Annotated in this window: 16 protein-coding genes, 1 tRNA gene and 1 riboswitch; of the genes, 14 read left to right on the top strand and 3 right to left on the bottom strand. The window is 63.1% G+C overall.

What is annotated here, in order from left to right; translation table 11 throughout:
• Positions 1-24 precede the first annotated feature (24 nt).
• The 6 genes from Q8M85_RS00085 (at position 25) to gcvP (ending at position 10595) form a co-directional block, all read left to right on the top strand.
• Positions 25-1431 (top strand): MATE family efflux transporter, encoded by a 1407-nt coding sequence (locus Q8M85_RS00085; RefSeq protein WP_305538888.1) that lies wholly within the window; start codon positions 25-27, stop codon positions 1429-1431.
• A gap of 170 nt (positions 1432-1601) precedes the next feature.
• Positions 1602-5480: a Hint domain-containing protein gene (locus Q8M85_RS00080; RefSeq protein WP_305538887.1), complete on the top strand. Its 3879-nt coding sequence runs from the start codon at positions 1602-1604 to the stop codon at positions 5478-5480.
• A 77-nt stretch (positions 5481-5557) separates the two neighbouring features.
• A riboswitch (glycine riboswitch) is annotated at positions 5558-5657 on the top strand.
• 156 nt (positions 5658-5813) lie between these two features.
• Positions 5814-6935: a glycine cleavage system aminomethyltransferase GcvT gene (gene gcvT, locus Q8M85_RS00075; protein ID WP_305538886.1), complete on the top strand. Its 1122-nt coding sequence runs from the start codon at positions 5814-5816 to the stop codon at positions 6933-6935.
• 10 nt (positions 6936-6945) lie between these two features.
• Positions 6946-7305 (top strand): glycine cleavage system protein GcvH, encoded by a 360-nt coding sequence (gene gcvH / locus Q8M85_RS00070; RefSeq protein ID WP_305538885.1) that lies wholly within the window; start codon positions 6946-6948, stop codon positions 7303-7305.
• Between the two features lie 36 nt (positions 7306-7341).
• Positions 7342-7722, top strand: a complete 381-nt coding sequence (locus Q8M85_RS00065; RefSeq protein WP_305538884.1) for a RidA family protein — start codon at positions 7342-7344, stop codon at positions 7720-7722.
• 35 nt (positions 7723-7757) lie between these two features.
• Positions 7758-10595: an aminomethyl-transferring glycine dehydrogenase gene (gcvP, locus tag Q8M85_RS00060; protein ID WP_305538883.1), complete on the top strand. Its 2838-nt coding sequence runs from the start codon at positions 7758-7760 to the stop codon at positions 10593-10595.
• A gap of 96 nt (positions 10596-10691) precedes the next feature.
• On the opposite strand, the gene Q8M85_RS00055 is transcribed toward gcvP, so the two are convergent.
• Positions 10692-11351: a hypothetical protein gene (locus tag Q8M85_RS00055; RefSeq protein WP_305538882.1), complete on the bottom strand. Its 660-nt coding sequence runs from the start codon at positions 11349-11351 to the stop codon at positions 10692-10694.
• A 126-nt stretch (positions 11352-11477) separates the two neighbouring features.
• Between Q8M85_RS00055 and Q8M85_RS00050 the strand changes: the two genes are divergently transcribed.
• The 6 genes from Q8M85_RS00050 to Q8M85_RS00025 all read left to right on the top strand — a co-directional run bounded on the left by Q8M85_RS00050 (position 11478) and on the right by Q8M85_RS00025 (position 15184).
• A complete protein-coding gene (locus Q8M85_RS00050; protein WP_305538881.1) occupies positions 11478-12164 on the top strand; it encodes an AzlC family ABC transporter permease in 687 nt (228 codons plus the stop codon).
• On the top strand, positions 12161-12484 hold the full coding sequence (locus tag Q8M85_RS00045; RefSeq protein ID WP_305538880.1) for an AzlD domain-containing protein: 324 nt from the start codon (positions 12161-12163) through the stop codon (positions 12482-12484). The genes Q8M85_RS00050 and Q8M85_RS00045 overlap by 4 nt, the downstream gene beginning before the upstream one ends.
• A gap of 55 nt (positions 12485-12539) precedes the next feature.
• Complete coding sequence (locus tag Q8M85_RS00040) at positions 12540-12857, top strand: DUF3775 domain-containing protein (RefSeq protein WP_305538879.1); 318 nt, start codon at positions 12540-12542, stop codon at positions 12855-12857.
• Positions 12858-12920: 63 nt separating this feature from the next.
• The gene (gene trxC / locus Q8M85_RS00035; RefSeq protein WP_305538878.1) at positions 12921-13364 is read left to right on the top strand and encodes a thioredoxin TrxC; all 444 of its coding nucleotides are present in this window, start codon (positions 12921-12923) and stop codon (positions 13362-13364) included.
• 60 nt (positions 13365-13424) lie between these two features.
• Positions 13425-13500 (top strand) — tRNA-Ala (locus tag Q8M85_RS00030).
• Between the two features lie 265 nt (positions 13501-13765).
• On the top strand, positions 13766-15184 hold the full coding sequence (locus Q8M85_RS00025) for a site-specific integrase (protein WP_305538877.1): 1419 nt from the start codon (positions 13766-13768) through the stop codon (positions 15182-15184).
• A 91-nt stretch (positions 15185-15275) separates the two neighbouring features.
• Here the strand turns inward: Q8M85_RS00025 and Q8M85_RS00020 are convergent, their stop codons facing one another.
• Together Q8M85_RS00020 and Q8M85_RS00015 are read right to left on the bottom strand one after the other, a co-directional pair.
• Positions 15276-16757 carry a hypothetical protein gene (locus Q8M85_RS00020; RefSeq protein ID WP_305538876.1) on the bottom strand — a complete coding sequence of 494 codons (1482 nt, stop codon included), beginning with the start codon at positions 16755-16757 and terminating at the stop codon, positions 15276-15278.
• A gap of 442 nt (positions 16758-17199) precedes the next feature.
• Positions 17200-17757, bottom strand: coding sequence for a recombinase family protein (locus tag Q8M85_RS00015; protein ID WP_305538875.1), 558 nt, complete (start codon positions 17755-17757; stop codon positions 17200-17202).
• Between the two features lie 363 nt (positions 17758-18120).
• Here Q8M85_RS00015 and Q8M85_RS00010 point away from each other — a divergent pair, with 363 nt between their 5' ends.
• Both Q8M85_RS00010 and Q8M85_RS00005 read left to right on the top strand, forming a co-directional pair.
• Positions 18121-19602: a class I SAM-dependent DNA methyltransferase gene (locus tag Q8M85_RS00010; protein WP_305538874.1), complete on the top strand. Its 1482-nt coding sequence runs from the start codon at positions 18121-18123 to the stop codon at positions 19600-19602.
• Positions 19603-19739: 137 nt separating this feature from the next.
• Positions 19740-20585, top strand: coding sequence for a restriction endonuclease subunit S (locus Q8M85_RS00005; protein WP_371135154.1), 846 nt, complete (start codon positions 19740-19742; stop codon positions 20583-20585).
• The last annotated feature ends 93 nt before the right edge of the window (positions 20586-20678 follow it).

Raw genomic sequence — 20678 nt, 5'->3', positions numbered from 1 at the left:
GAGCAAAAGTGAAAGGGCTTTGGCATGGCCGGGGCGCAGGCGAAATTCGTTGAAGGAAACCTGTTCCGGCATGTGTCGGTCATGGCGCTGACCTCGTCCGTCGGGCTGATGGCGGTGTTCGTCGTCGACCTGATCAACATGTTCTACATCGCGCTTCTGGGCCGGGCCGAACTCGCCGCGGCCATCGGCTATGCCGGGGCGATCCTGTTCTTCACGACGAGTTTCGGGATCGGCATGTCGATTGCCGTGGGCGCGCTGGTCGCCCGGGCGCTGGGCGCGCGGGACCCGGCTCTGGCGCGCGAGAAGGCGACGACCGGCCTGGTGCTGAGTTTCGTGTTCGGCTCGCTCTTCGCGGCGGTGGTCTGGGTGTTCCTGTGGCCGCTGGTGGGGCTGCTGGGCGCGACGGGAGAGACCGCGGCGCTGGCGGTGCATTTCCTGCAGATCGTGATCCCGTCGCAGCCCTTGCTGATGGTGGGCATGATCGGCGGCGCGGTCCTGCGCAGCCACGGGGATGCACGGGCGGCGATGATGGCAACGGTCTGGGGCGCGGTGGCGACGGCGGTGCTGGACCCCATCCTGATCTTCGGATTCGGGTGGGAACTGACGGGTGCCGCCATAGCTTCGGTTGCGGCGCGGGTAGTGATTGCCTGGATGGCGTTGCGGCCGATCACGGCCAAGTACGGCGGTTTCGACCGTCCAACGGTGGGGCAGGTCGTCGCCGACATGGGGCCGATCTGGGCCATTGCGGTTCCGGCGATCCTGACCCAGGTGGCGACTCCGGTCGGGCAAGCCTTCGTTACACGGGCGACCTCGGCTTACGGCGAGGCGGCCGTGGCAGGGATGGCGATTGCCGGGCGCCTGACGCCGGTGGCTTTCGGCGTGATCTTTGCGTTGTCCGGGGCCTTGGGGCCGATCATCGGGCAGAACTTTGGTGCGGGCCGAATGGACCGGGTACGGCGCGTCTTCTGGGACGGGCTGATCTTTACCGGGCTGGTGATCATGATGGTGTCGGCAGTGCTGTTCCTGCTGCGCGGCCCGATTGCCGATGCCTTCCGCGCGGAAGGCCTGACCCGTGATCTGGTTTACCTGTTCTGCGGTCCGCTCGCGCTGTTGTGGTTCTTCAACGGGATGATCTTCGTCGGCAATGCGGTCTGCAACAACCTTGGTCGGCCGTTCTGGTCTACCGTGGTGAACTGGGGGCGGCATACGGTGGGGACGATCCCTTTGGCCCTTTGGCTTGGGCAGTACTGGGGGGCGCAAGGCGTGCTGATCGGCCAGGCGCTGGGCGGGGTCGTCTTCGGACTGGCAGCGGCCTGGCTGGCGCTGAGGGCAATCCGCGCTCCGGTCGTGCCGGTCGCGCGGGTGCGTCTGGTTCCCGAGGCGGCGCCCGAGACCGAGCAGGTGGCAAGTCCCGGTGAACGGCGGGCGTGAGGGTTCACTGCCCGCAGCGCAGGGCGGCGCGCCGGTCCGGTGGCGCATCTGGCCCGAACGGAGCGGGGCCAAGCCTGCAACCGCTGCGTCAGCCCTTCGCCGTGTGTTCTGGTTAAGTTCTCATACACCTTGACCTGATACTCCCGTGGTGCGCGATACGGGAGAATCCCTTGGCGGAGAACAGCAGCACCGCGCCGGGCATGGCCGGCAACAACACCTACAACGGGTCCGCGACGAACGACACGTTCACAGCAGGGGGTGGCAGCGATGTTGTCAACGCCGGTGCGGGTGACGACCGGGTCGCCGGAGACGGTCCGCTGCCGGGGCAATGGACCTATGCCGTCTATACCAGGGACTTCACCAGTGCGTCCGGCCAGACCGGGACGATCTCGTCTGGCACGCTGCAGGGCACGGGCTATGTCGACGACTTCAACGTTCTGGCGCTGCGCAATACCCTGGCGGGAACGGCGCAGGGGACCAACCAGGACGACTTCAGGGTCATCTACCAGTCGACCCTGAACATCCAGACCTCGGGCACCTATACCTTCGGCGTGACCTCGGACGACGGATCGCGGATCATCATCCGCGATGGCTCGGGCAACATCGTCTTCAACCTGGACAACGACCGCGAGCAGCCCGCGACCACCGTCAGCGGAACGATCAATCTTCAGGCGGGCCAGACCTATTCGATCGAGCTCTACTACTGGGAGAACCAGTGGGACACGGCGTTCGGCGCGACCATCGCGGGACCGGGCTTCGGTACGACCGACCTGTCGACGTCGACGCTGGTCGGAACGCCTCCCCTGGCCGCTGGGCATGTCGACGGCAACGACACGCTTTACGGTCAGGGCGGCAACGATACGCTGTCGGGCGGTGGCGGAGCCGATACGATCTACGGCGGGACCGAGAACGACAGTCTTCTGGGCGAGGCAGGCAATGACCGGCTATTCGGCGAGGCGGGCAGCGACACACTGTATGGCGGGAGCGGCGACGATTCGCTCTTTGGCGGGCTGAACGACGACACACTGTATGGCGGGACCGAGAACGACAGCCTGCAGGGCAACGAAGGCAACGATCTGCTGTTCGGCGACGCGGGAAACGACACCCTTCAGGGCGATGATGGCGACGACACGCTGGTTGGCGGGGCTGGTTCCGACCTTCTGAGCGGCGGGACAGGCCGGGATACCGCCGATTACAGTGGCTCGGCGCAAGGAGTGAACGTCCACCTGGGCACGGGTCAGGCATCGGGCGGCGACGCGCAGGGCGATACCCTGACCGGCATGGACAATGTCATCGGCTCGGCCTTTGGCGACACGCTGACCGCGCACAATACCCAGGGCGACCTTTACGGCGGCGGCGGCAACGACGTGCTTTATGGCGGTACCGGCAACGGCGACCGACTTTACGGCGGCGACGGCAATGACACGCTGTCCGGCGACGCAGGCGGGGATCTGCTTTACGGCGGCGCAGGCGACGATTCGATCGGCGGCTACTCGGGCGAGGAGGGCAACGATACCGCTTACGGTGGGGCCGGCAACGACAGCGTGATCGGCGGCGGCGGCAACGACCTGATCTATGGCGATGCCGGCAATGATACCCTGGTGGGCGGGGTCGGGGCCGACACGCTTTATGGCGGCGATGACAGCGACCAGTTCTGGATCAACGACGACCATCAGACGGATACCATCTTTGGCGGCGAGGGCGGCAACGATTTTGACTATCTGGGCCTGTGGAGCAGCACCCCAGGGGTTGGCGTAACCGTCAACTTCACCGGGAACGAGGCCGGAACCTACACCTATGGCGGCGGTGCCAGCGGGACCTTTGCCCAGATCGAGGGCATGTGGACCACCCTTTACAACGACAGCATCGACGCCAGTGCCTCGACGACCGGGCAAGGGATCGATGGGCTTGCCGGCGATGACACGATCATCGGCGGCAGCGGATGGGACTGGCTGGTCGGCGGCGACGGCAGGGACTCGATCCGCGGCGGCGGTGGCGGGGACCAGATCTTCGCGGGTGCGGACAACGACAGTGTGCAGGCGGGCACCGGCGACGATACGATCTATGGCGGGACCGGGGCGGACAGCCTGTCGGGCGACGATGGCGCGGACCGGATGTTCGGCGACGAGGGCGGCGACACGCTTTACGGCGGCCAGGGCGACGACACGATGTATGGCGGCAGCGACGCCGACCTTCTGGTGGCCGACGACGGGAACGACCTGCTCTACGGCGACGCCGGGCTGGACACCCTCGTCGGCGGGGCCGGGAACGATACGCTCTTCGGTGGCAGCGAGGCTGACAGCCTGGCCGGTGATACCGGGGCCGATCTTCTTTACGGCGATGCCGGCAATGATACCGTTTGGGCCGGGTCCGAGGCTGACACGGTTTATGGCGGGGACGGTTCGGACCAGGTGTTCGGCGACGACGGGAATGACCTGCTCTACGGCGAGACCGGGCTGGACACTCTGTCCGGCGGTCTGGGGGACGATACCCTTTACGGCGGGGCCGAGGCTGACAGGCTGTCGGGCGACGACGGCAATGACCTGCTCTTCGGGGATGACGGGCTGGACACGCTGCTGGGCGGGATCGGGAACGACACGCTTTTTGGCGGCAACGATGCCGACAGCCTGAGCGGCTGGACTGGAGATGACCTCCTGTACGGCGACGCGGGTCTGGACACGCTTGCGGCGGGGGACGGCGAAGACACGGTCTATGGCGGCGGGGATGCGGACAGTATCCTGGGCGAAGGCGGCAATGACCGACTTTACGGCGATGCCGGGATGGACATCCTTTTCGGTGGCAGCGGCGACGACCAGCTTTTTGGCGGGACCGAGGCGGACAACCTGTCGGGCGATGCGGGCAACGACCTGCTGGACGGTGGCAGCCATTCCGACACGATCTACGGCGGCGATGGCAACGACACCATCCATGCGGGAACCGAGGACGACACCGTCTTTGGCGGCTCGGGTGCCGATTCGATTTTCGGCGGCGAGGGGCGGGATTACCTTATTTTCGGCGAGGGCGACGACACCGTCTATGGCGGTGGCGGTGATGACTTCATCGATGACCAGGAAGGCGCGCAGCTGACTGGTCGCAACCTGGTATACGGCGGCGATGGCGCTGACCGGATCTATACCGGCTTCGACAACGACACCGTCTATGGCGATGGAGGGGCAGACACGATCGCCGGAGAGTCCGGCGACGACCTGATCTTTGGCGGTGCCGGAGCTGATCAGCTTTTCGGCGGTGACGGGCGCGACACCTTCGTCATGCAAGATGGTGACTTTGCCCAGGGCGACTTTGTCGATGGCGGCAGTGGCGGCGACGACTTCGACGTGCTCGACCTCTCCGGCTATGGCTGGGCGCGCACGGACATCTCCTACTCCAGCGCGGAATCCGGGACGGTGACCTTCTACGATGCCAATGGCGCAGTCCTTGGCACGATGAGCTTCACCGAGATCGAACAGGTGATCCCCTGCTTCACTTCGGGCACCCTGATCGAGACGCCTCAGGGCCCGCGCGCCGTCGATAGCCTGCGTCCGGGCGATCTGGTCCTGACACTGGACGACGGCCCGCAGCCGGTCCGCTGGGTGGGCCAGCGCCGGATGGGGCTGGCGGACCTGATAGCCGATCCCAGCCTGCAGCCGGTGGAAATCGCGGCGGATGCCTTTGGGCCTGGCGTGCCCGACCGCCCGATCCGGGTTTCGCCGCAGCATCGGGTTCTCTTCTGCGGCGCAGAGTGCGAGCTGTACTTCGGCACCGATGAAGTGCTGGTTCCCGCGATCCAGATGGTCGGCCAGCGCGGGATCAGCCAGCTGCTGCAGCCAGTGACCTATGTCCATGTCATGTTCGACCGGCACCAGATTGTCCTGACGCACGGGATGTGGTCGGAAAGCTTCCAGCCCGGCGAGCGCACGCTGGACGGGATGCCGGATCTGCAGCGGGACGAACTTTTGCACCTGTTCCCCGAGCTTGCCGATCCGACCGCCTATCCAGCGGCGCGGATGACGCTGAAGGCCTATGAGGCACGGGTCCTGATGCAGGCCTGATCACCGGTCCTTGCGCGGCATACCGTCGTATCCCGAATTCCGCTTGCCCGGAGGGTGGTCTTTACGCTAGGCAGTTTGCGTCAGGTTCGGGAGAATCCGGCGGGCCCGCTTGCCCGACGGTGCCGAAGGAGCAACCGCCCCGGTAAACTCTCAGGCGCAAGGGACCGTAGCTGACGACAGACTCTGGAGAGTTCCCGCGCAGGCGGGACGCCGAAGGGATAACGATCTCAGGCGCGCCAGAAGGCGCAAGGACAGAGGGGGCATCGCAGGGTGGGGATTGGCCCGCCTGACGGTGCCGGTGTGTTTTCCGGCCAGACGACGGGAGGGACGGCAATGGCCGACCTTGAGGAGCAGGAGCTTCGGCTGCTGGGGCTGGATGCGCTGCATGACGAACTGGGCGGAAAGATGGTGCCCTTCGCGGGCTACAGGATGCCGGTGCAGTATCCCGACGGGGTGATGAAGGAACACCTGCACACCCGCGCGGCGGCCGGGCTGTTCGACGTCAGCCACATGGGCCAGGTGATCCTGCGGCCGAAGGCCGGGATGGAGGCGCTGAAGCTTGCCTTCGAGGCGCTGATGCCGGTCGATGTGCTGGGTCTGGCCGAGGGCCGGCAGCGTTATGGCCTGTTCACCAACGACGCGGGCGGCATCCGGGACGACCTGATGTTCACCAACCGGGGCGACCACCTTTATGTCGTCGTGAACGCAGCCTGCAAGGCCGACGATATCGCGCATATGACGGCGATGATGCCGGGGGTCTCGGTCGAACCTGTCACCGACAGGGCGCTTCTGGCGCTACAGGGGCCGGGGGCCGAAGTGGCGCTTGAGGCTCTGCTGCCGGGCGTAGGCGCGATGCGGTTCATGGATCATCGGATGATCGGGGATGTCTGGGTCAGCCGGTCCGGCTACACCGGCGAGGACGGGTTCGAGATTTCGGTGCCGGACGCCCAGGCGGAGGGCTTGGCGCGCAGGCTGCTGGCGCAAGCCGCCGTCGCTCCCATCGGTCTTGGCGCGCGGGACAGTCTGCGGCTGGAGGCGGGGCTTTGCCTTTATGGCCATGACATTGACGATGGTACCAGCCCGGTTGAAGCAAACCTCAACTGGGCGATCCAGAAGGCCCGCAAGGCTGGCGGCGCAAGGGAAGGCGGCTTCCCTGGTGCCGAGCGCATCCTGTCGGAATTGGCCGAGGGGCCGGAACGACTTCGGGTCGGTCTGCGCCCCGAGGGCCGCGCTCCGATGCGCGAAGGCGTGGAGCTTTTCGCCGAGGATGGGACCCCGGTCGGGCGCGTCACGTCCGGCGGGTTCGGACCCAGCGTCAATGCACCGATTGCGATGGGTTACGTGGCCCGCGCCCATGCTAATGTCGGCACGACTCTGATGGGCGAGGTGCGCGGCAAGCGCCTGCCAGTGACCGTGACCGAACTTCCTTTCCAACCGACAACCTACAAGCGCTGAGGACCCCGAGATGAAGTACACCAAGGAACACGAATGGCTGCGCGTCGAGGGTGACCTCGTGGTCGTAGGCATCACCGAACATGCCGCAACCCAGCTGGGTGACGTGGTCTTCGTGGAACTGCCCGAGACCGAGACGCAAGTGGCCGAGGGCGACGAGGTCTGCGTGATCGAAAGCGTCAAGGCAGCCTCGGACATCCTGGCCCCGGTCGATGGCGAGATCGTCGCGGTCAACACCAAGCTGGCCGATGCACCTGCGCTGGTGAACGAGGACCCGACCGGGGCCGGCTGGTTCTTCAAGATGAAGCTCGACGACCTGTCCGTGCTGGATCAGTTCATGGACGAGGACGAGTATCAGGACCTGATCGGCTGATCGTCCTTCCTCACTTTGGCGTCCGGGAGAGCGCAGATGAAAGCAACAGCTGTAGACGCGGTTGATGCTCCGTCGTCGCCCTATTTTGCGCAGGCGGTCGAGGTCGTCGGGGCGCGGCGCGTCCTTTACACCAGCGGGCTGACCCCGACCGAGGCGGATTGGGTCGCTCCGGTGGGCTTTGCGGCGCAGGCCCGCCTCGCCTGGCGCAACCTTTTTGCGCAGCTTGCTGCCGCGAAGATGACACCGGACAACTTGGTGAAAGTGACGATTTTCCTCGCGGACCGTGCCTACCGCAGTGAAAGCGGGGATATCTACGACGAAATGCTTTCCGGACGCCGAATAGCCGTCAGCACAATCATCGCCGGCCTGGTCGATGCGCGCTGGCTTATAGAGATCGAGGCCGTGGCTGCAGACTGACTGCACCGACCAACCACAACGGGACCCCAGGAACCATGACTTTCACTCCCACCGATTACAATCCCTACGACTTCGCCAACCGCCGCCATATCGGCCCCTCTCCGGTCGAGATGGAGGAGATGCTGGCCGCGGTGGGGGTGCGGACCCTGGACGAGTTGATCGACCAGACCGTGCCGCCTTCGATCCGGCAGTCCCAGCCGCTGCCTTGGGCGCCGCTGGCCGAGCATGAGTTGCTGGCGAAGATGAAGGAGGTCGGCGCCAAGAACCGGGTCATGACCCAGCTGATCGGGCAGGGCTATTACGGCACTGTCACGCCCCCCGCGATCCAGCGGAATATCCTTGAGAACCCAGCCTGGTATACCGCCTACACTCCCTACCAGCCCGAGATCGCGCAAGGGCGGCTGGAGGCGCTCTTGAACTTTCAGACGATGGTCTGCGACCTGACCGGGCTGGACGTCGCCAACGCCTCGCTTCTCGACGAGGCGACGGCGGCGGCCGAGGCGATGACAATGGCGGAACGGGTGGCGAAGTCGAAGGCGAAAGCCTTTTTCGTCGACCGCTTCTGCCATCCCCAGACCATCGCGGTGATCCGCACCCGGGCGCTGCCGCTGGGAATCGAGATCATCGTGGACGATGTCCGCGCGCTGGACCCGACCAAGGTTTTCGGTGCGATCTTCCAGTATCCCTCCAGCTATGGGCACGTGGTCGACTTTACCGTCCGCATCGCCACGCTGCACGCGGCAGGGGCCATCGCGATCATGGCGACGGACCTGCTGGCGCTGTGCGTGCTGAAGGAACCCGGCGCGATGGGGGCGGATATCGCTGTCGGTTCGGCGCAGCGGTTTGGCGTGCCGATGGGCTATGGCGGCCCGCACGCAGCCTTCATGGCGGTAAAGGACGCGCACAAGCGACAGATGCCGGGGCGGATCGTCGGCGTGTCGATCGACGCGCAGGGGGGCAAGGCCTACCGGCTGTCCCTGCAGACCCGCGAGCAGCATATCCGGCGCGAGAAGGCGACCTCGAACGTCTGCACGGCGCAGGCGCTGCTGGCGGTGATGGCCAGCATGTACGCCGTCTTCCACGGCCCGAAGGGCCTGCGGGCGATTGCCGAACGGGTCCACTTCCTGACCCAGCGCCTTGCACGCGCGCTGAAGGCGGCTGGGGCCAAGGTCGCGCCGAAAGCCTTTTTCGACACGATCACGGTCGAGGTCGGCGTCGGTCAGGCCGGCATCCTTGCCGCCGCCCGCAACGAGGGCCTGAACTTCCGCAAGATCGGCCATGACCGTGTGGGCATCAGCCTGGACGAGACGACGGACGAGCGTGTCCTCATCAAGGTCCTGCGCGCCTTTGGCATCGACGGCGTGCCGCCCCATCGCGCGACTCTGGGCTTCCCCGAAGACATGCTGCGGACCACGGAATACCTGACACATCCGGTCTTCCACATGAACCGGGCCGAGTCCGAGATGATGCGCTACATGCGGCGTCTGTCGGACCGCGACCTTGCGCTGGACCGGGCGATGATCCCGCTGGGCTCCTGCACGATGAAGCTGAACGCCGCGGCCGAGATGATGCCGATCACCTGGCCGGAGTTCGGGTCCTTGCATCCCTTCGTGCCGCGCGACCAGGCGGCGGGCTATACCGAGGCGATCAACGACCTCTCCGCCAAGCTCTGCGAGATCACCGGCTATGACGCGATGTCGATGCAGCCCAACAGTGGCGCGCAGGGGGAATATGCAGGGCTTCTGACGATCCTTGCCTATCACCGCAGTCGCGGCGATACGCAGCGGACAGTCTGCCTGATCCCGACCAGCGCGCATGGCACCAACCCTGCCAGCGCGCAGATGGCGGGGATGGAGGTGGTCGTCGTGAAGGCCTCTGCCAACGGTGACGTGGATGTCGAGGACTTCCGGGCGAAAGCGCAGGCTGCGGGCGACAAGCTGGCGGCCTGCATGATCACCTATCCGTCCACGCATGGCGTCTTCGAGGAAACCGTGAAGGCGATCTGCCAGATCACCCATGACCACGGCGGGCAGGTCTACATCGACGGGGCGAACATGAACGCGTTGGTCGGACTGGTGAAGCCGGGCGAGATCGGCGGAGATGTCAGCCACCTCAACCTGCACAAGACCTTCGCCATCCCGCATGGCGGCGGCGGGCCGGGGATGGGGCCGATCGGCGTCAAGGCACACCTTGCCCCGCACCTGCCGGGGCATCCCGAGACGGGGGGCGACGGCGCGGTTTCAGCGGCGCCCTATGGGTCGGCGTCGATCCTGCTGATAAGCTGGGCCTATTGCCTGATGATGGGCGGGCCGGGACTGACGCAGGCGACGCGCGTGGCAATCCTGAACGCCAACTACATCGCGGCGCGGCTGTCGGGGCATTACCCGATCCTGTTCATGGGCAACAAGGGGCGTGTGGCGCATGAGTGCATCCTTGACACCCGACCCTTTGCCGAAGCGGGCGTCACGGTGGACGACATCGCCAAGCGGCTGATCGACAATGGCTTTCATGCGCCGACGATGTCCTGGCCCGTCGCAGGGACGCTGATGGTGGAGCCGACGGAGTCCGAGACCAAGGCCGAGATCGACCGTTTCATCACCGCGCTGTTGTCCATCCGCGAGGAAATCCGGGCCGTCGAGAAGGGCGAGATCAGCGCCGAGGAATCCCCGCTGCGCCATGCGCCGCATACCGTCGCGGCGCTGGTGGGGGACTGGGACCGGAAGTACAGCCGAGAAACAGGCTGCTTCCCGCCGGGGTCATTCCGGGTGGACAAGTACTGGCCTCCGGTCGGGCGCGTCGACAACGTCTACGGCGACCGCAACCTGATCTGCACCTGCCCGCCCGTGGAATCCTATGCCGAAGCGGCGGAATAGGGACCCACGATCCTTAAGCAAGGATTCTGACAAATTTCTTGCTTAGGAAACTTAGTCCCCGGTCGATGCCGCAGAACTTTACGGCGGGCCAGAACTTTACGGCTGCGGCTTCGGTGCAGGCGTTCCAAGCGCCCCGCCGGGCCGGGAGCCTAGGCCACCGCCCGCGCCAACGCCGCTGGTCTTGGGTTTCGAAAGGTCAGGCACTTTTGGCGGCGCCTTTGCGCCGCCGGGGGCCGACTCGAGCACCTTGCCGCCTTGCCCCCCAGCGCCCCCCTGCCGGGCAAGGCAGGTCTGTGCCTGCTCCAGCGCCGGGGCAATTCCGTCGATGTCGAAGCCGTCGTCGATCCCCATCCCAAGCATCCGCAGGTAGCGACCGCTGAGCAGGAAGTCGACGGTGGGCTGGATGCCGTTGTAGGTGATTCCCGCAAAGGCTTCGTCCCAGGCTTCGCCATTGCCGATGGCGGGCAGGCCGGTTTCCATCATCACCCAAAGCTCGAACTTCTGGCCGGGCTCGAAGCGCACCTCGGGCTGGGCCAGCAGGATGGACAGCGAGTCGTTGGGGTAGAGCCCGATCCAGAGCGTCTGGCCGTTCACATAGCCGACCGACGTGTAACAGTGCGAAAATCCGCCGCGGTCATTGGCAACTGCTCCGCCCGCCCAATTTCCCGCCTCGAAGCCTGATCCGGGGATGTCCTGGGCAAGAGCGGGCCAAAAGGAGATGCAAGCAAGAGCGGACGCAAGGCAAAAGAGACGCATTGAAAGACCCTGAGCAAGTTTCTGGTGGCGAGAATGCAGAGGAGGGCTTTGTCATGCAAGTCAGGGTTTCCGCAACAGTCCCAAGCCATTGACCGCGTCTGGTCGCCGCGTTAGCCCTCGGCCCGGATGACCCCGACCCGCCCTGCCTTTCTTGACGGCCTGATCGCAAGCCTGCCGATCATCCTGGGCTATTTCCCCATCGCCTTTTCGTTTGGAGTGGCTGCAACCCGCGCCGGCTTTTCCGAGATCGATGCCTTTTCCCTGTCGCTGGTCATCTATGCGGGGGCCTCGCAGTTCCTGGCGCTGGCGCTGTTGTCGTCCGGCGCGCCGGTGCTGGTCGCGGCCTTCACGCTGATCGCGATGAACTTGCGCCATGTGCTTTACGGCCCTGCCCTGATGCGTGAGGCCGGGTCGGAAGCCGGGCGGCGGCAAGCCTGGGCCTGGGCCTGGGGCCTGACGGACGAAGTCTTCGGCCAGGCGCTGGGGTCGCTGGCGCGGGGGCAGCGGTTCTCCGAGCCCTACATGTTCGGCCTGGGACTTGGGGCCTATGCCAGTTGGGTCTCTGGCACGGTGGTCGGAGCCTATGCCGGGGGTGGCGCACTGGTGGGCTGGCCAGCGGTGAACGCGGGGCTTGGCTTCATGCTGCCCGCGCTGTTCCTGGCGCTGCTTTTGTCCATCCTCAGCCGCCCGCAGCTTCCGGTGATCGGGGTGGCGGGGCTGGTCACCGTCGTCGGGACGCTGGCGCTAAATGCGACCAGCGGCATCCTGCTTGGGATGCTGGCTGGCGCACTCACCGGGTTGGTGCGGCGATGAACTGGGAGCTTTTGACCGTTGTTGCGCTGGCCGGGGCTGCGAATTGGGTGTTTCGCGCCTTGCCAATCCTTGCACGGGCGGACCGTATGGCGGTGGGGGGCTGGCTGGGCCGGTTCCTGTCCTCGACCGGACCGGCGGCCATTGCCACGCTTTTTGTCGCCTCGATCCTGCCGGCCCTGTCCCCTGACCTTGCCCGTCTTGCCCCGGCCTTGATCGGCACGGTGGCGGTCCTTGCGACCTGGGTCGCCTGCCGGTCGGTCGTGCTGGCGACGATTGCGGGCGCCATCGCGCATGGACTCACGGTCTGGCTTGTTGGCTGAGCGCTTGCGCCCTGCGCCAGGTTAGGCGACCATGCGGAAAATGGGAGAGGCCGCCATGTTCGAGATCAGCCCGCAGAAGGTGGTGCATGTCATCTACCTGGCCCGCGAGGCCGGGGTCGGAGACGCCGAGCTTCATGCCTTCATCGATGGGTTGAACGACGACGAGAAGTCGCAACTTACAGCGGTCGCCTGGGTCGGCCGCGGGGCGTTCGAGCCCGAGGACTTTGACGAGGCCGTGGCCACAGCGACTGCGGAAGCGACAACGCCGACCGCCTCATACCTGATGGGGATGCCGCATCTGGCCGAGAACCTGGAGGCCGGGCTGGAGGCCCTGGGGATCGATGTCAGCGGCGAGGAAGAGGATTTTCTTTAGGCCGACCTTGCGGGATCGACAGCCGTTACACATCTTCAGGCCTTGCTAGATGTGAGGTGCCCAATGCCTGTGACCGACGCCGTGAAACTGACTTGCGCGAGTTGTGGCCAGGCCAACCGCGTGCCAGCTGCCCGCTTGGGCGACGCACCGAAATGCGGGGTTTGCGGCACGGTGCTGGTCGATGGTTCGGTTGCCGAACTGGACGCTGCCACCCATGACAAGGTGACCCACGGCGACGGGTTGCCGGTCCTGGTCGACTACTGGGCCCCCTGGTGCGGCCCTTGCCGGATGATGGCCCCGGAATTTGCCAAAGCCGCGAAGACACTGACGACCGAAGCTCGGCTGATGAAGCTGAACACCGAGGACCACCCGCAGATCTCGGCCCGCGCAGGCATCCGCGGAATTCCGGCACTGGTTCTCTATCGCAACGGCCGCGAGATCGCCCGCCTGGCCGGGGCCCGCCCTGTTGCCGACATCGTCGCCTTCGTCCGCCAACACGCCCGCTGATCGTCCTGCGTGCCCGGCTTGACTCTGCCCGGGATTTGCGCTGAATACCGCTGCGCGGATGGGGCAGTAGCTCAGTTGGGAGAGCGTATCGTTCGCAATGATAAGGTCAGGGGTTCGATCCCCCTCTGCTCCACCAGACCCTTCTAAATCAATGCCTTAGATGCCGCGAGAGCGAGTGTGCCACAAAGGTGTGACACAAGATGAGGCTGACTGCTTACCTTTACCCGTCCCGGCACGGTGTTTTCTACTTCCGCTGGCCGCTTCCCTGCACCGCAAATCACCCGCGACCGGACACTGTTCGGTTGTCTTTGCGCACCCGATGCCCGAGACAGGCAGGTGAGTTAGCCCGGTTTCTCGCATCATGCGGTGAACTGTTGCGCCGACATGGAGTTCCAACCGTGATGCGGCATGACGAACTCCGGGCCGCAATGCACGGTTACTTCAAGCAGGCGCTGGCCATTCGGATCGACCAGATCGGTGCGAACGGCCTGCCGTCCGAACTTGACCTTGCCCCGCAGACGACCACGCAAATGCTCGCTGAGGGCACCTCGGAGGATTACTGGGGCATCATGGCTCCGCAGGGCACGGACGCCTTCCTGCGGCGTCTCTGCGAGGCTACCGGGTTGTCTGGTCCGGGATCGACCAAGGAAGCGGATCGCATGCTGCAGGAATACAAGCTGGCCCACCGGGATTTCCTGCGGGCGCTGGTGAAACATCAGGCGTCCCTTGAGCACTATGACTTCACTGGCCCGATGGCCCCTGTCCTTCAAGCGCCTGCGCCAGAGGCACCGGCTGATCTTGGGATCGCATTGCAGACAGCGATTGACGATTACGTCGCAGAGAACAAGCGGGCAGGCAGTTGGCAGAGCGCCACCTTTGAGAAGAAGGAAGCCAACCTCGCCCTGTTGACCGAGTACTTTGGTGCGCATCGCCTTGTCGGGGAGATCACCAAGCGTGATGCGCAGGACATCAAGCGCGTCCTTCTGGAACTGCCTGCCAACCGGCACAAGATGCCGCAAACTCGAACCCTGTCAGTGCGAGAGGCGACAGAGGTGGCGGGATTGGCCAAAATCTCAGCGGTGACCGTCAACGGCTATATCAGTACCTTCCAGTCATTCTTCGAGTGGGCGATGAAGAACGGCCACGCAGAGGCCAACCTGTTCGCAGGGACCCGTGTCGGCAAGTTCAACAGCAAGGCGGTTCCTAAGCGTCAGGCATATAAGCCCGATGCTCTGAAGGCGGTGTACCGAGAGGTGACCGAGAACACCTTAGGCTTGGTCAAAGCTGAGAGCCACAAGTGGGCTACGCTGATCGCCATTTTCACCGGGGCGCGGCTGAACGAGATTTGTCAGCTTGAAGTGGCAGACATCCAGCAACAGGACGGCATCTGGTTCTTCCATCTGATCGACGAGGGCGACGCCAACAAGAAGTTCAAGTCCGCTGCCGCACTTCGCAAGGTGCCCATGCATGACGAGTTGGTGCGGTTGGGTCTGTTGGACTATCGGTCCCGAATGGAAGCCCAACGCAAGACCCGCATGTTCCCTGAGTACACTTTCTGCGCAAAGAACGGCTACGGCAGGGCTTTGGGCCGTTGGTTCAATGCTACTCTCACCCCTGAGTTGGGTATCAAGTCTACCGGGCACGTTTTCCATGGCCTTCGTCATACGATGGTGACCCGACTTGCACAGGCAGGCGTTGCCGAACCAATCTATCAGTCGATCGTAGGGCACGAACGGCAAGGCGTTACCCAGCAAGTATACATGCGAGAGGGTTACACGCTGGCGCAGCTGAAGGCGGCAATCGACTTGTTCGCAGTTTGACCTCAAGCGGGCTAAGCCAAAGAAGACAGATGCTGTCCCGCATGCGAGTGGCTGACAGGGGTAGGGGCTTGCCCCACCCCCGCCCTAGTCATCATGCAGCTGCTGCTGCGGCAACCGTCCAGCTTGAAGGCCCGGAGTGCACTTGGCCGGTGTTGAGCCAGTAGATCAGCAAGTTCCGCATGCGCTTGCTTGGAATGTACACCGTGGCCTTTCGCCTACGCGTTGCCATGGGAGCAACACCATTAACTCCACCCTGCCTGATGCAGCACCGGAAAATCCACTGCACCATTTCAGAGAGTGCGTACGCGTCAGAGAAGCTGCGGCCCGCTTGCGAGTTCACGGACATGTTGAGGAACTGGAGCAACTGCGGCCGAGGGTGCTGATCATAAAGGTAGATTGCGTGGGTACAGCAGATGTGGTCGTTCACTCCCCGTGTCGTGTTGCCTATCCAGCGCACGCCTGTTGTCCCCCACACTCCAGCTCTGCTCTTGCCATCATCTGTGCGGCACGGGTGCCCAAATAGTCTCGCATGCTCTGCTAGTGGCCCGGATGCTGGCTTCTTCTTTGGTGCACTGTCGTACCAAAGCTCGCGTGCACACGTCAGCAAGACGTTACCCTTGTTGATCCCGGTGAGATTTGCCCCATAGAACTTCTTTAGTGCGTTGCCTGCTGTCCGGCACTGTGCAGAGGAACCGCTCCCCGTGAAGGTCTTAACCTGTGAATTGTGAGACCACGAAAATGCCTCTAGTGCTGGGATGCTCTTTACGGTCAGTGCGGAGCGGACATCATCCAGCCAAGCACGCTCTTGGTCAGCGGGCAACTTGTCGACCTCTAGCGTAAATGCCTGGGGTGTGCCTGCGAGCTGGGTCTGTAGTTGCTTGAGGAACTGGAGAAGTATCGTGCCTTCCGACAGGTAGGTGAAGATGGTCACGGACTTTGGCTTGAGGAGCAACTCCATCGGGATCGTCATTACAAACAGCTTGCTATCCACCACGTACAAAGCCCCGGATTTTGCTTGCTCGTACAGTGCTGGCTTGAAAGTCTTTCCGCCTTCCCTAAACCGTTCGTCCCATTTGCTTGTCGGCTCAGCCTTCCCAGTGACTGGGTCCACTGTTGCCATGCCGTTTTCAACATAGTCCTTGGCAAAGTCTCTTGGCTGGGTGCCCCCTTCGACTTCAAACGGGTTAACTACTTCATCAATGATAAGGTTGTAGTCATGCAGCAGGCTTCGTCCGAGCGGTACATCAAATGTGAAGCCCCCAAGGGTCACTGAGGTGGTCTCGTTGGTTTCCTCGGTTGCCAGAGTGCCCAGTCGATACAAGAGGGCGTGGGTACAGACTAGGCTCCCTCCAGCTCGTACTATTTCAGTAGCATGGTCGGTCTTGCTTGCTCTTGTCGCGTTCGGCTGCAGTAAAGTGAAGCGGCTTTGGGTCTGTGCACGGCCAGCGATCCGCTCTGCTTCGCTTAGAAATGGTACGACCGTGATGTACTTCTCTCCCGCCCGGAAGCTCTCGGTGATCTCCGTACTCTTGCCCCATCCACATGGACGGTCTTTGAACGTGATATGAGCCATTAGGTCATGTTCCTTCTTTGGCTTGTTGTTGGGTGTGTTGTCTGAGGCATGCCAGTTCGTGATCTGGCTGGGGCCTATTGAGGCTTGGCTTGTGAAGCCAGAAATCAGTGATCTGCTTATGACAGGCCTGATTTTATCGCTTGCATTACAGGGACTTAAATGGCCTCTGGTCCGCGCTAAACGGACTGATGTGGCCTGCTGACCTCCGAGAGGGCTGTTCTCCGAAGCCGTGCGCCAAATGAATTGCGGTTCGGTCCTAGGAGCGACCAGTCGTTGAAAACGCGGGCACGCATAGCCGTGCTTACTCTAAGGACGAAGGGGCAAGGCGGGATAACGCTGTTAGGCTAGTTGTCTGTAGTCTGATAGACTTAGGGTCCAGTGCGGGTGGTGCCGTTCCGACCGCCCCTGAATGGGCATTTTCAGAAGATAGGGACGCAGGTTCTTAGCCACTCAAGGCCCTGTAGACGCCCGAACGGGCCACCCCGAGGCGCTTCGCAACCTCAGTGGGCGAAACTTTCTCCTCGTTCACCAGCCGCCTGATCTCCGCCGCCTGCACCATAACGGTCGGTTTGCGCCCCTTGTACTTCCCTTCGGACTTCGCCTTCGCAATTCCCTCGCGCTGGCGTTCAAGCATGATTTCGCGCTCGAACTGGGCAATGCTAGTCAGCATGTTCAGCATTAGACGCCCAGTCGATGTGGTCGTATCAATCGCCCCGTCCAAGATACGCAGCGACACTCCCTTACTCTCCAGGGTGGCAGTGATCTCAACAAGATGCTTTACGGAACGGGCCAGACGATCCAGCTTCGTGACCACCAGCACGTCCCCTTTGCGGGCATACCGCAGTGCCGCTTCAAACTGCGTGCGGGCGAGCATATCCACCGATGACACCTCTTCCTTGAAGACCTCTTCACATCCCGCGCTGGCGAGGTCTCGAAGCTGGGCCTCCAGGCCCGCCTTCTGGTCAGTGGTCGAAGTTCGGGCATATCCGATGGTGGCCATGGTCTGTTATCCTTCTAAGCGCAAAGCGTCCTATTAAGCTCTTAAGCTCAATGGGCCATCCGTCCCAGAATAGCAATACCCATTCCAATAGGACACATTCGGGGCACCTTCGCCGTGTCCTACAGGGGCAAGGTCCACTGAGACACACAGTGTTGCTACGCCGTCCAGGAGAGCGCCACCAGCACACTTGCCGCAGCTTTGCTGGCTGGGTCACGGCGGCTGACGATAGGCCATCTGCGGGGCCGCGTTGGGGGGGTACGGGGGAATTTGCACGCGGGATCGGGATAGATACCCCTTCGCAAAAATGTGCCGGAAAGTTACGACCCAACCAGCGGGCAATCCAGTTGCGCTGCAGCCCAACTGATGGAACTGTCTGCCCAAACCGCGCGGGGAAGCATGTACGAGAACGCCTTCAACACCATCGAAAAGAACCTACGGGCCGAAGAAGGCATCGCCAACGAACTCGACTACGTTGAACAGACGTCCTGGGTGCTGTTCCTCAAGTACCTGCACGACCTGGAGACTGAACGCCGCGACCGTGCCGAGCTTGACGGCACCACTTACGCCCCCATCATCACAGGCAAGTACCGCTGGGATGAGTGGGCCGCACCGAAGGCCAACGGCACCTTCGACCACAATGCGGCGATGATCGGTGATGACCTTATCGCCTTCGTTGACCAGAAGCTGTTCCCCTATCTTGCCGCCTTCCGCACCACGGCGACCGGCCCCCGGACCATCGAGTACAAGATCGGCGAGGTCTTCACCGAACTCCGCAACAAGTTCCGCTCTGGCTACATCCTGCGTGACGTGCTCGAAATCCTCGACGGCCTGAACTTCAACACCCAAGACCAGCGTCACGAACTGTCGCAACTGTACGAGACACGCATCCGCCGCATGGGCAACGCGGGCCGCAACGGGGGCGAGTACTACACCCCGCGTCCCCTGATCCGTGCCATGATCAAGGTCATCGACCCGCAGATCGGCGAGACGATCTACGACGGCGCAGTCGGCTCCGCTGGCTTCCTCTGCGAAGCCTATGACTACCTGCGCCCCAAGGCCCAGACCGCAGCGGACTATGAGACCCTGCAGACCCGCACCTTCTTCGGCCAAGAGAAGAAGGGCCTCGCCTACATCATCGGCATCATGAACATGGTGCTTCACGGGATCGAAGCCCCGAACCTTGTCCACTCCAACACGCTCAATGAGAACGTGATGGACATCCAGGAGAAGGACCGCCACGACATCATCCTTGCCAATCCCCCCTTCGGCGGGGGTGAGAGGCGAGAGGTGCAGCAGAACTTCCCCATCCGCACGGGTGAGACGGCCTACCTGTTCCTGCAGCACTTCGTTCGCAAGCTACGGGCCGGGGGCCGGGCGGCAGTGGTGATCAAGAACACCTTCCTCAGCAACACCGACAACGCCAGTGTGACCCTGCGCCGGGAACTGCTTGGGGCAGCAGAGTTGCATACCATCCTTGACTGCCCACAGGGCACGTTTCAGGGGGCTGGGGTCAAGACTGTGGTGCTGTTCTTTGAGAAGGGCGCACCCACACGGGATGTGTGGGTCTACCAGCTTGATCCGGGCCGCAGCATGGGCAAGACCAACCCCCTGAACGACGCTGACTTGGCCGAGTTCGTGACCCTCCAGCGCACCCGCGCCCTTGGGCCGAAGTCTTGGCTGGTGAAGCGGGCCGATCTGGACGATGCGACCTGCGACCTGTCGGTGAAGAACCCCAATGCGCCCGAGGCAGCGGCCCTGCGCAGCCCCGAGGACATCATCGCCGACATGCTGGCCCGTGATGCCGAGACGGCGGACATTCTGGAAAGCATCCGGGGGATGCTGTGAAGGCTGGGTGGGCTACTGCATCTCTTGGCTTACTTTGCCGCTTCGAAAATGGTGACCGGGGCAAGAACTATCCCGGACGGAAAGCGTTCGTCTTGGAAGGCGTACCGTTTGTGAATGCCGGGCATCTGGGTGACGGTTTGCTCGACCTCTCGGAGATGAACTACATCCCGCGCGATCACTTTCACCGCCTTGGATCAGGAAAAATCCTGAAAGGTGACTTACTGTTCTGTCTCAGGGGGTCACTTGGAAAGTATGCTGTTGTGGACAATATAAGCGAGGGTGCAATCGCATCGTCACTCGTGATAGTGCGACCGGACAGCACTTTGGACCCACAATACCTTGGGTACTACTTCGGAAGTTCTCTGTGTGCAGATGAGATACAAAAGCACGCCAATGGCGCGGCACAACCAAACTTGTCGGCGAAAAGCCTTGCTTCATTCCAAATCCCCCTCCCACCACTCGAAGAACAACAGCGGATCGTTGCGGTTCTGGACGAGGCTTTCGAGGGCCTGACCCGCGCCCGCGCCCACGCCGAAGCCAACCTCCAGAACGCTCTGGAGTTGTTTGAAAGCATCAAGGCCAACGCACTTGACTACCGGGGACCTGACCGAGAAACGGTAGTTCTGTCAGATGTGGCTGACGTCACTTCTAGCCTCGTTGACCCACGCCAGGCCGCATACGCTGACTTGCCCCACGTAGGCGCAGGCAACATGATCACAGGCTCCGATGAGTTGGTCGGTGTGATGACCGCACGCGAAGAAAAGCTTATTTCAGGAAAGTATCCCTTCGACGGGACAATGGTTCTCTACAGCAAGATACGCCCATACTTGCGGAAGGCAGCACGCCCTGACTTTAGCGGACTTTGTAGCGCAGACGTTTATCCCGTTGCACCCAAGAAAGGCAGGCTTGACCGGGACTTTCTGTTTCATCTGCTATTTGAGCTAGTCCCCGAAAATCGGGCAGTGACGGAAGCTACGATCTGACGTCTGCTGGTCTCCAAGAACGAGGAGATCAGGATATGAAGAAACGCAGGAACCATGACGCTGGTTTCAAGGCCCGTGTGGCGCTGGAGGCCG

Origin of the sequence: Tabrizicola sp., assembly GCF_030694085.1 — a bacterium.
Lineage (GTDB): Bacteria > Pseudomonadota > Alphaproteobacteria > Rhodobacterales > Rhodobacteraceae > Tabrizicola.
This window is presented reverse-complemented; position numbering and strand designations above follow the sequence as displayed.

What these genes read in the sequence shown, in the direction of transcription:
- Q8M85_RS00050 (WP_305538881.1), top strand. Translation starts at nt 11,478, where the DNA reads ATGACCCCGACCCGCCCTGCCTTTCTTGACGGCCTGATCGCAAGCCTG.
- Q8M85_RS00025 (WP_305538877.1), top strand. Translation starts at nt 13,766, where the DNA reads ATGCGGCATGACGAACTCCGGGCCGCAATGCACGGTTACTTCAAGCAG.
- Q8M85_RS00065 (WP_305538884.1), top strand. Translation starts at nt 7,342, where the DNA reads ATGAAAGCAACAGCTGTAGACGCGGTTGATGCTCCGTCGTCGCCCTAT.
- trxC (WP_305538878.1), top strand. Translation starts at nt 12,921, where the DNA reads ATGCCTGTGACCGACGCCGTGAAACTGACTTGCGCGAGTTGTGGCCAG.
- gcvP (WP_305538883.1), top strand. Translation starts at nt 7,758, where the DNA reads ATGACTTTCACTCCCACCGATTACAATCCCTACGACTTCGCCAACCGC.
- gcvH (WP_305538885.1), top strand. Translation starts at nt 6,946, where the DNA reads ATGAAGTACACCAAGGAACACGAATGGCTGCGCGTCGAGGGTGACCTC.
- Q8M85_RS00045 (WP_305538880.1), top strand. Translation starts at nt 12,161, where the DNA reads ATGAACTGGGAGCTTTTGACCGTTGTTGCGCTGGCCGGGGCTGCGAAT.
- Q8M85_RS00010 (WP_305538874.1), top strand. Translation starts at nt 18,121, where the DNA reads ATGGAACTGTCTGCCCAAACCGCGCGGGGAAGCATGTACGAGAACGCC.
- gcvT (WP_305538886.1), top strand. Translation starts at nt 5,814, where the DNA reads ATGGCCGACCTTGAGGAGCAGGAGCTTCGGCTGCTGGGGCTGGATGCG.
- Q8M85_RS00085 (WP_305538888.1), top strand. Translation starts at nt 25, where the DNA reads ATGGCCGGGGCGCAGGCGAAATTCGTTGAAGGAAACCTGTTCCGGCAT.
- Q8M85_RS00040 (WP_305538879.1), top strand. Translation starts at nt 12,540, where the DNA reads ATGTTCGAGATCAGCCCGCAGAAGGTGGTGCATGTCATCTACCTGGCC.
- Q8M85_RS00055 (WP_305538882.1), bottom strand. Translation starts at nt 11,351, where the DNA reads ATGCGTCTCTTTTGCCTTGCGTCCGCTCTTGCTTGCATCTCCTTTTGG.
- Q8M85_RS00015 (WP_305538875.1), bottom strand. Translation starts at nt 17,757, where the DNA reads ATGGCCACCATCGGATATGCCCGAACTTCGACCACTGACCAGAAGGCG.
- Q8M85_RS00020 (WP_305538876.1), bottom strand. Translation starts at nt 16,757, where the DNA reads ATGGCTCATATCACGTTCAAAGACCGTCCATGTGGATGGGGCAAGAGT.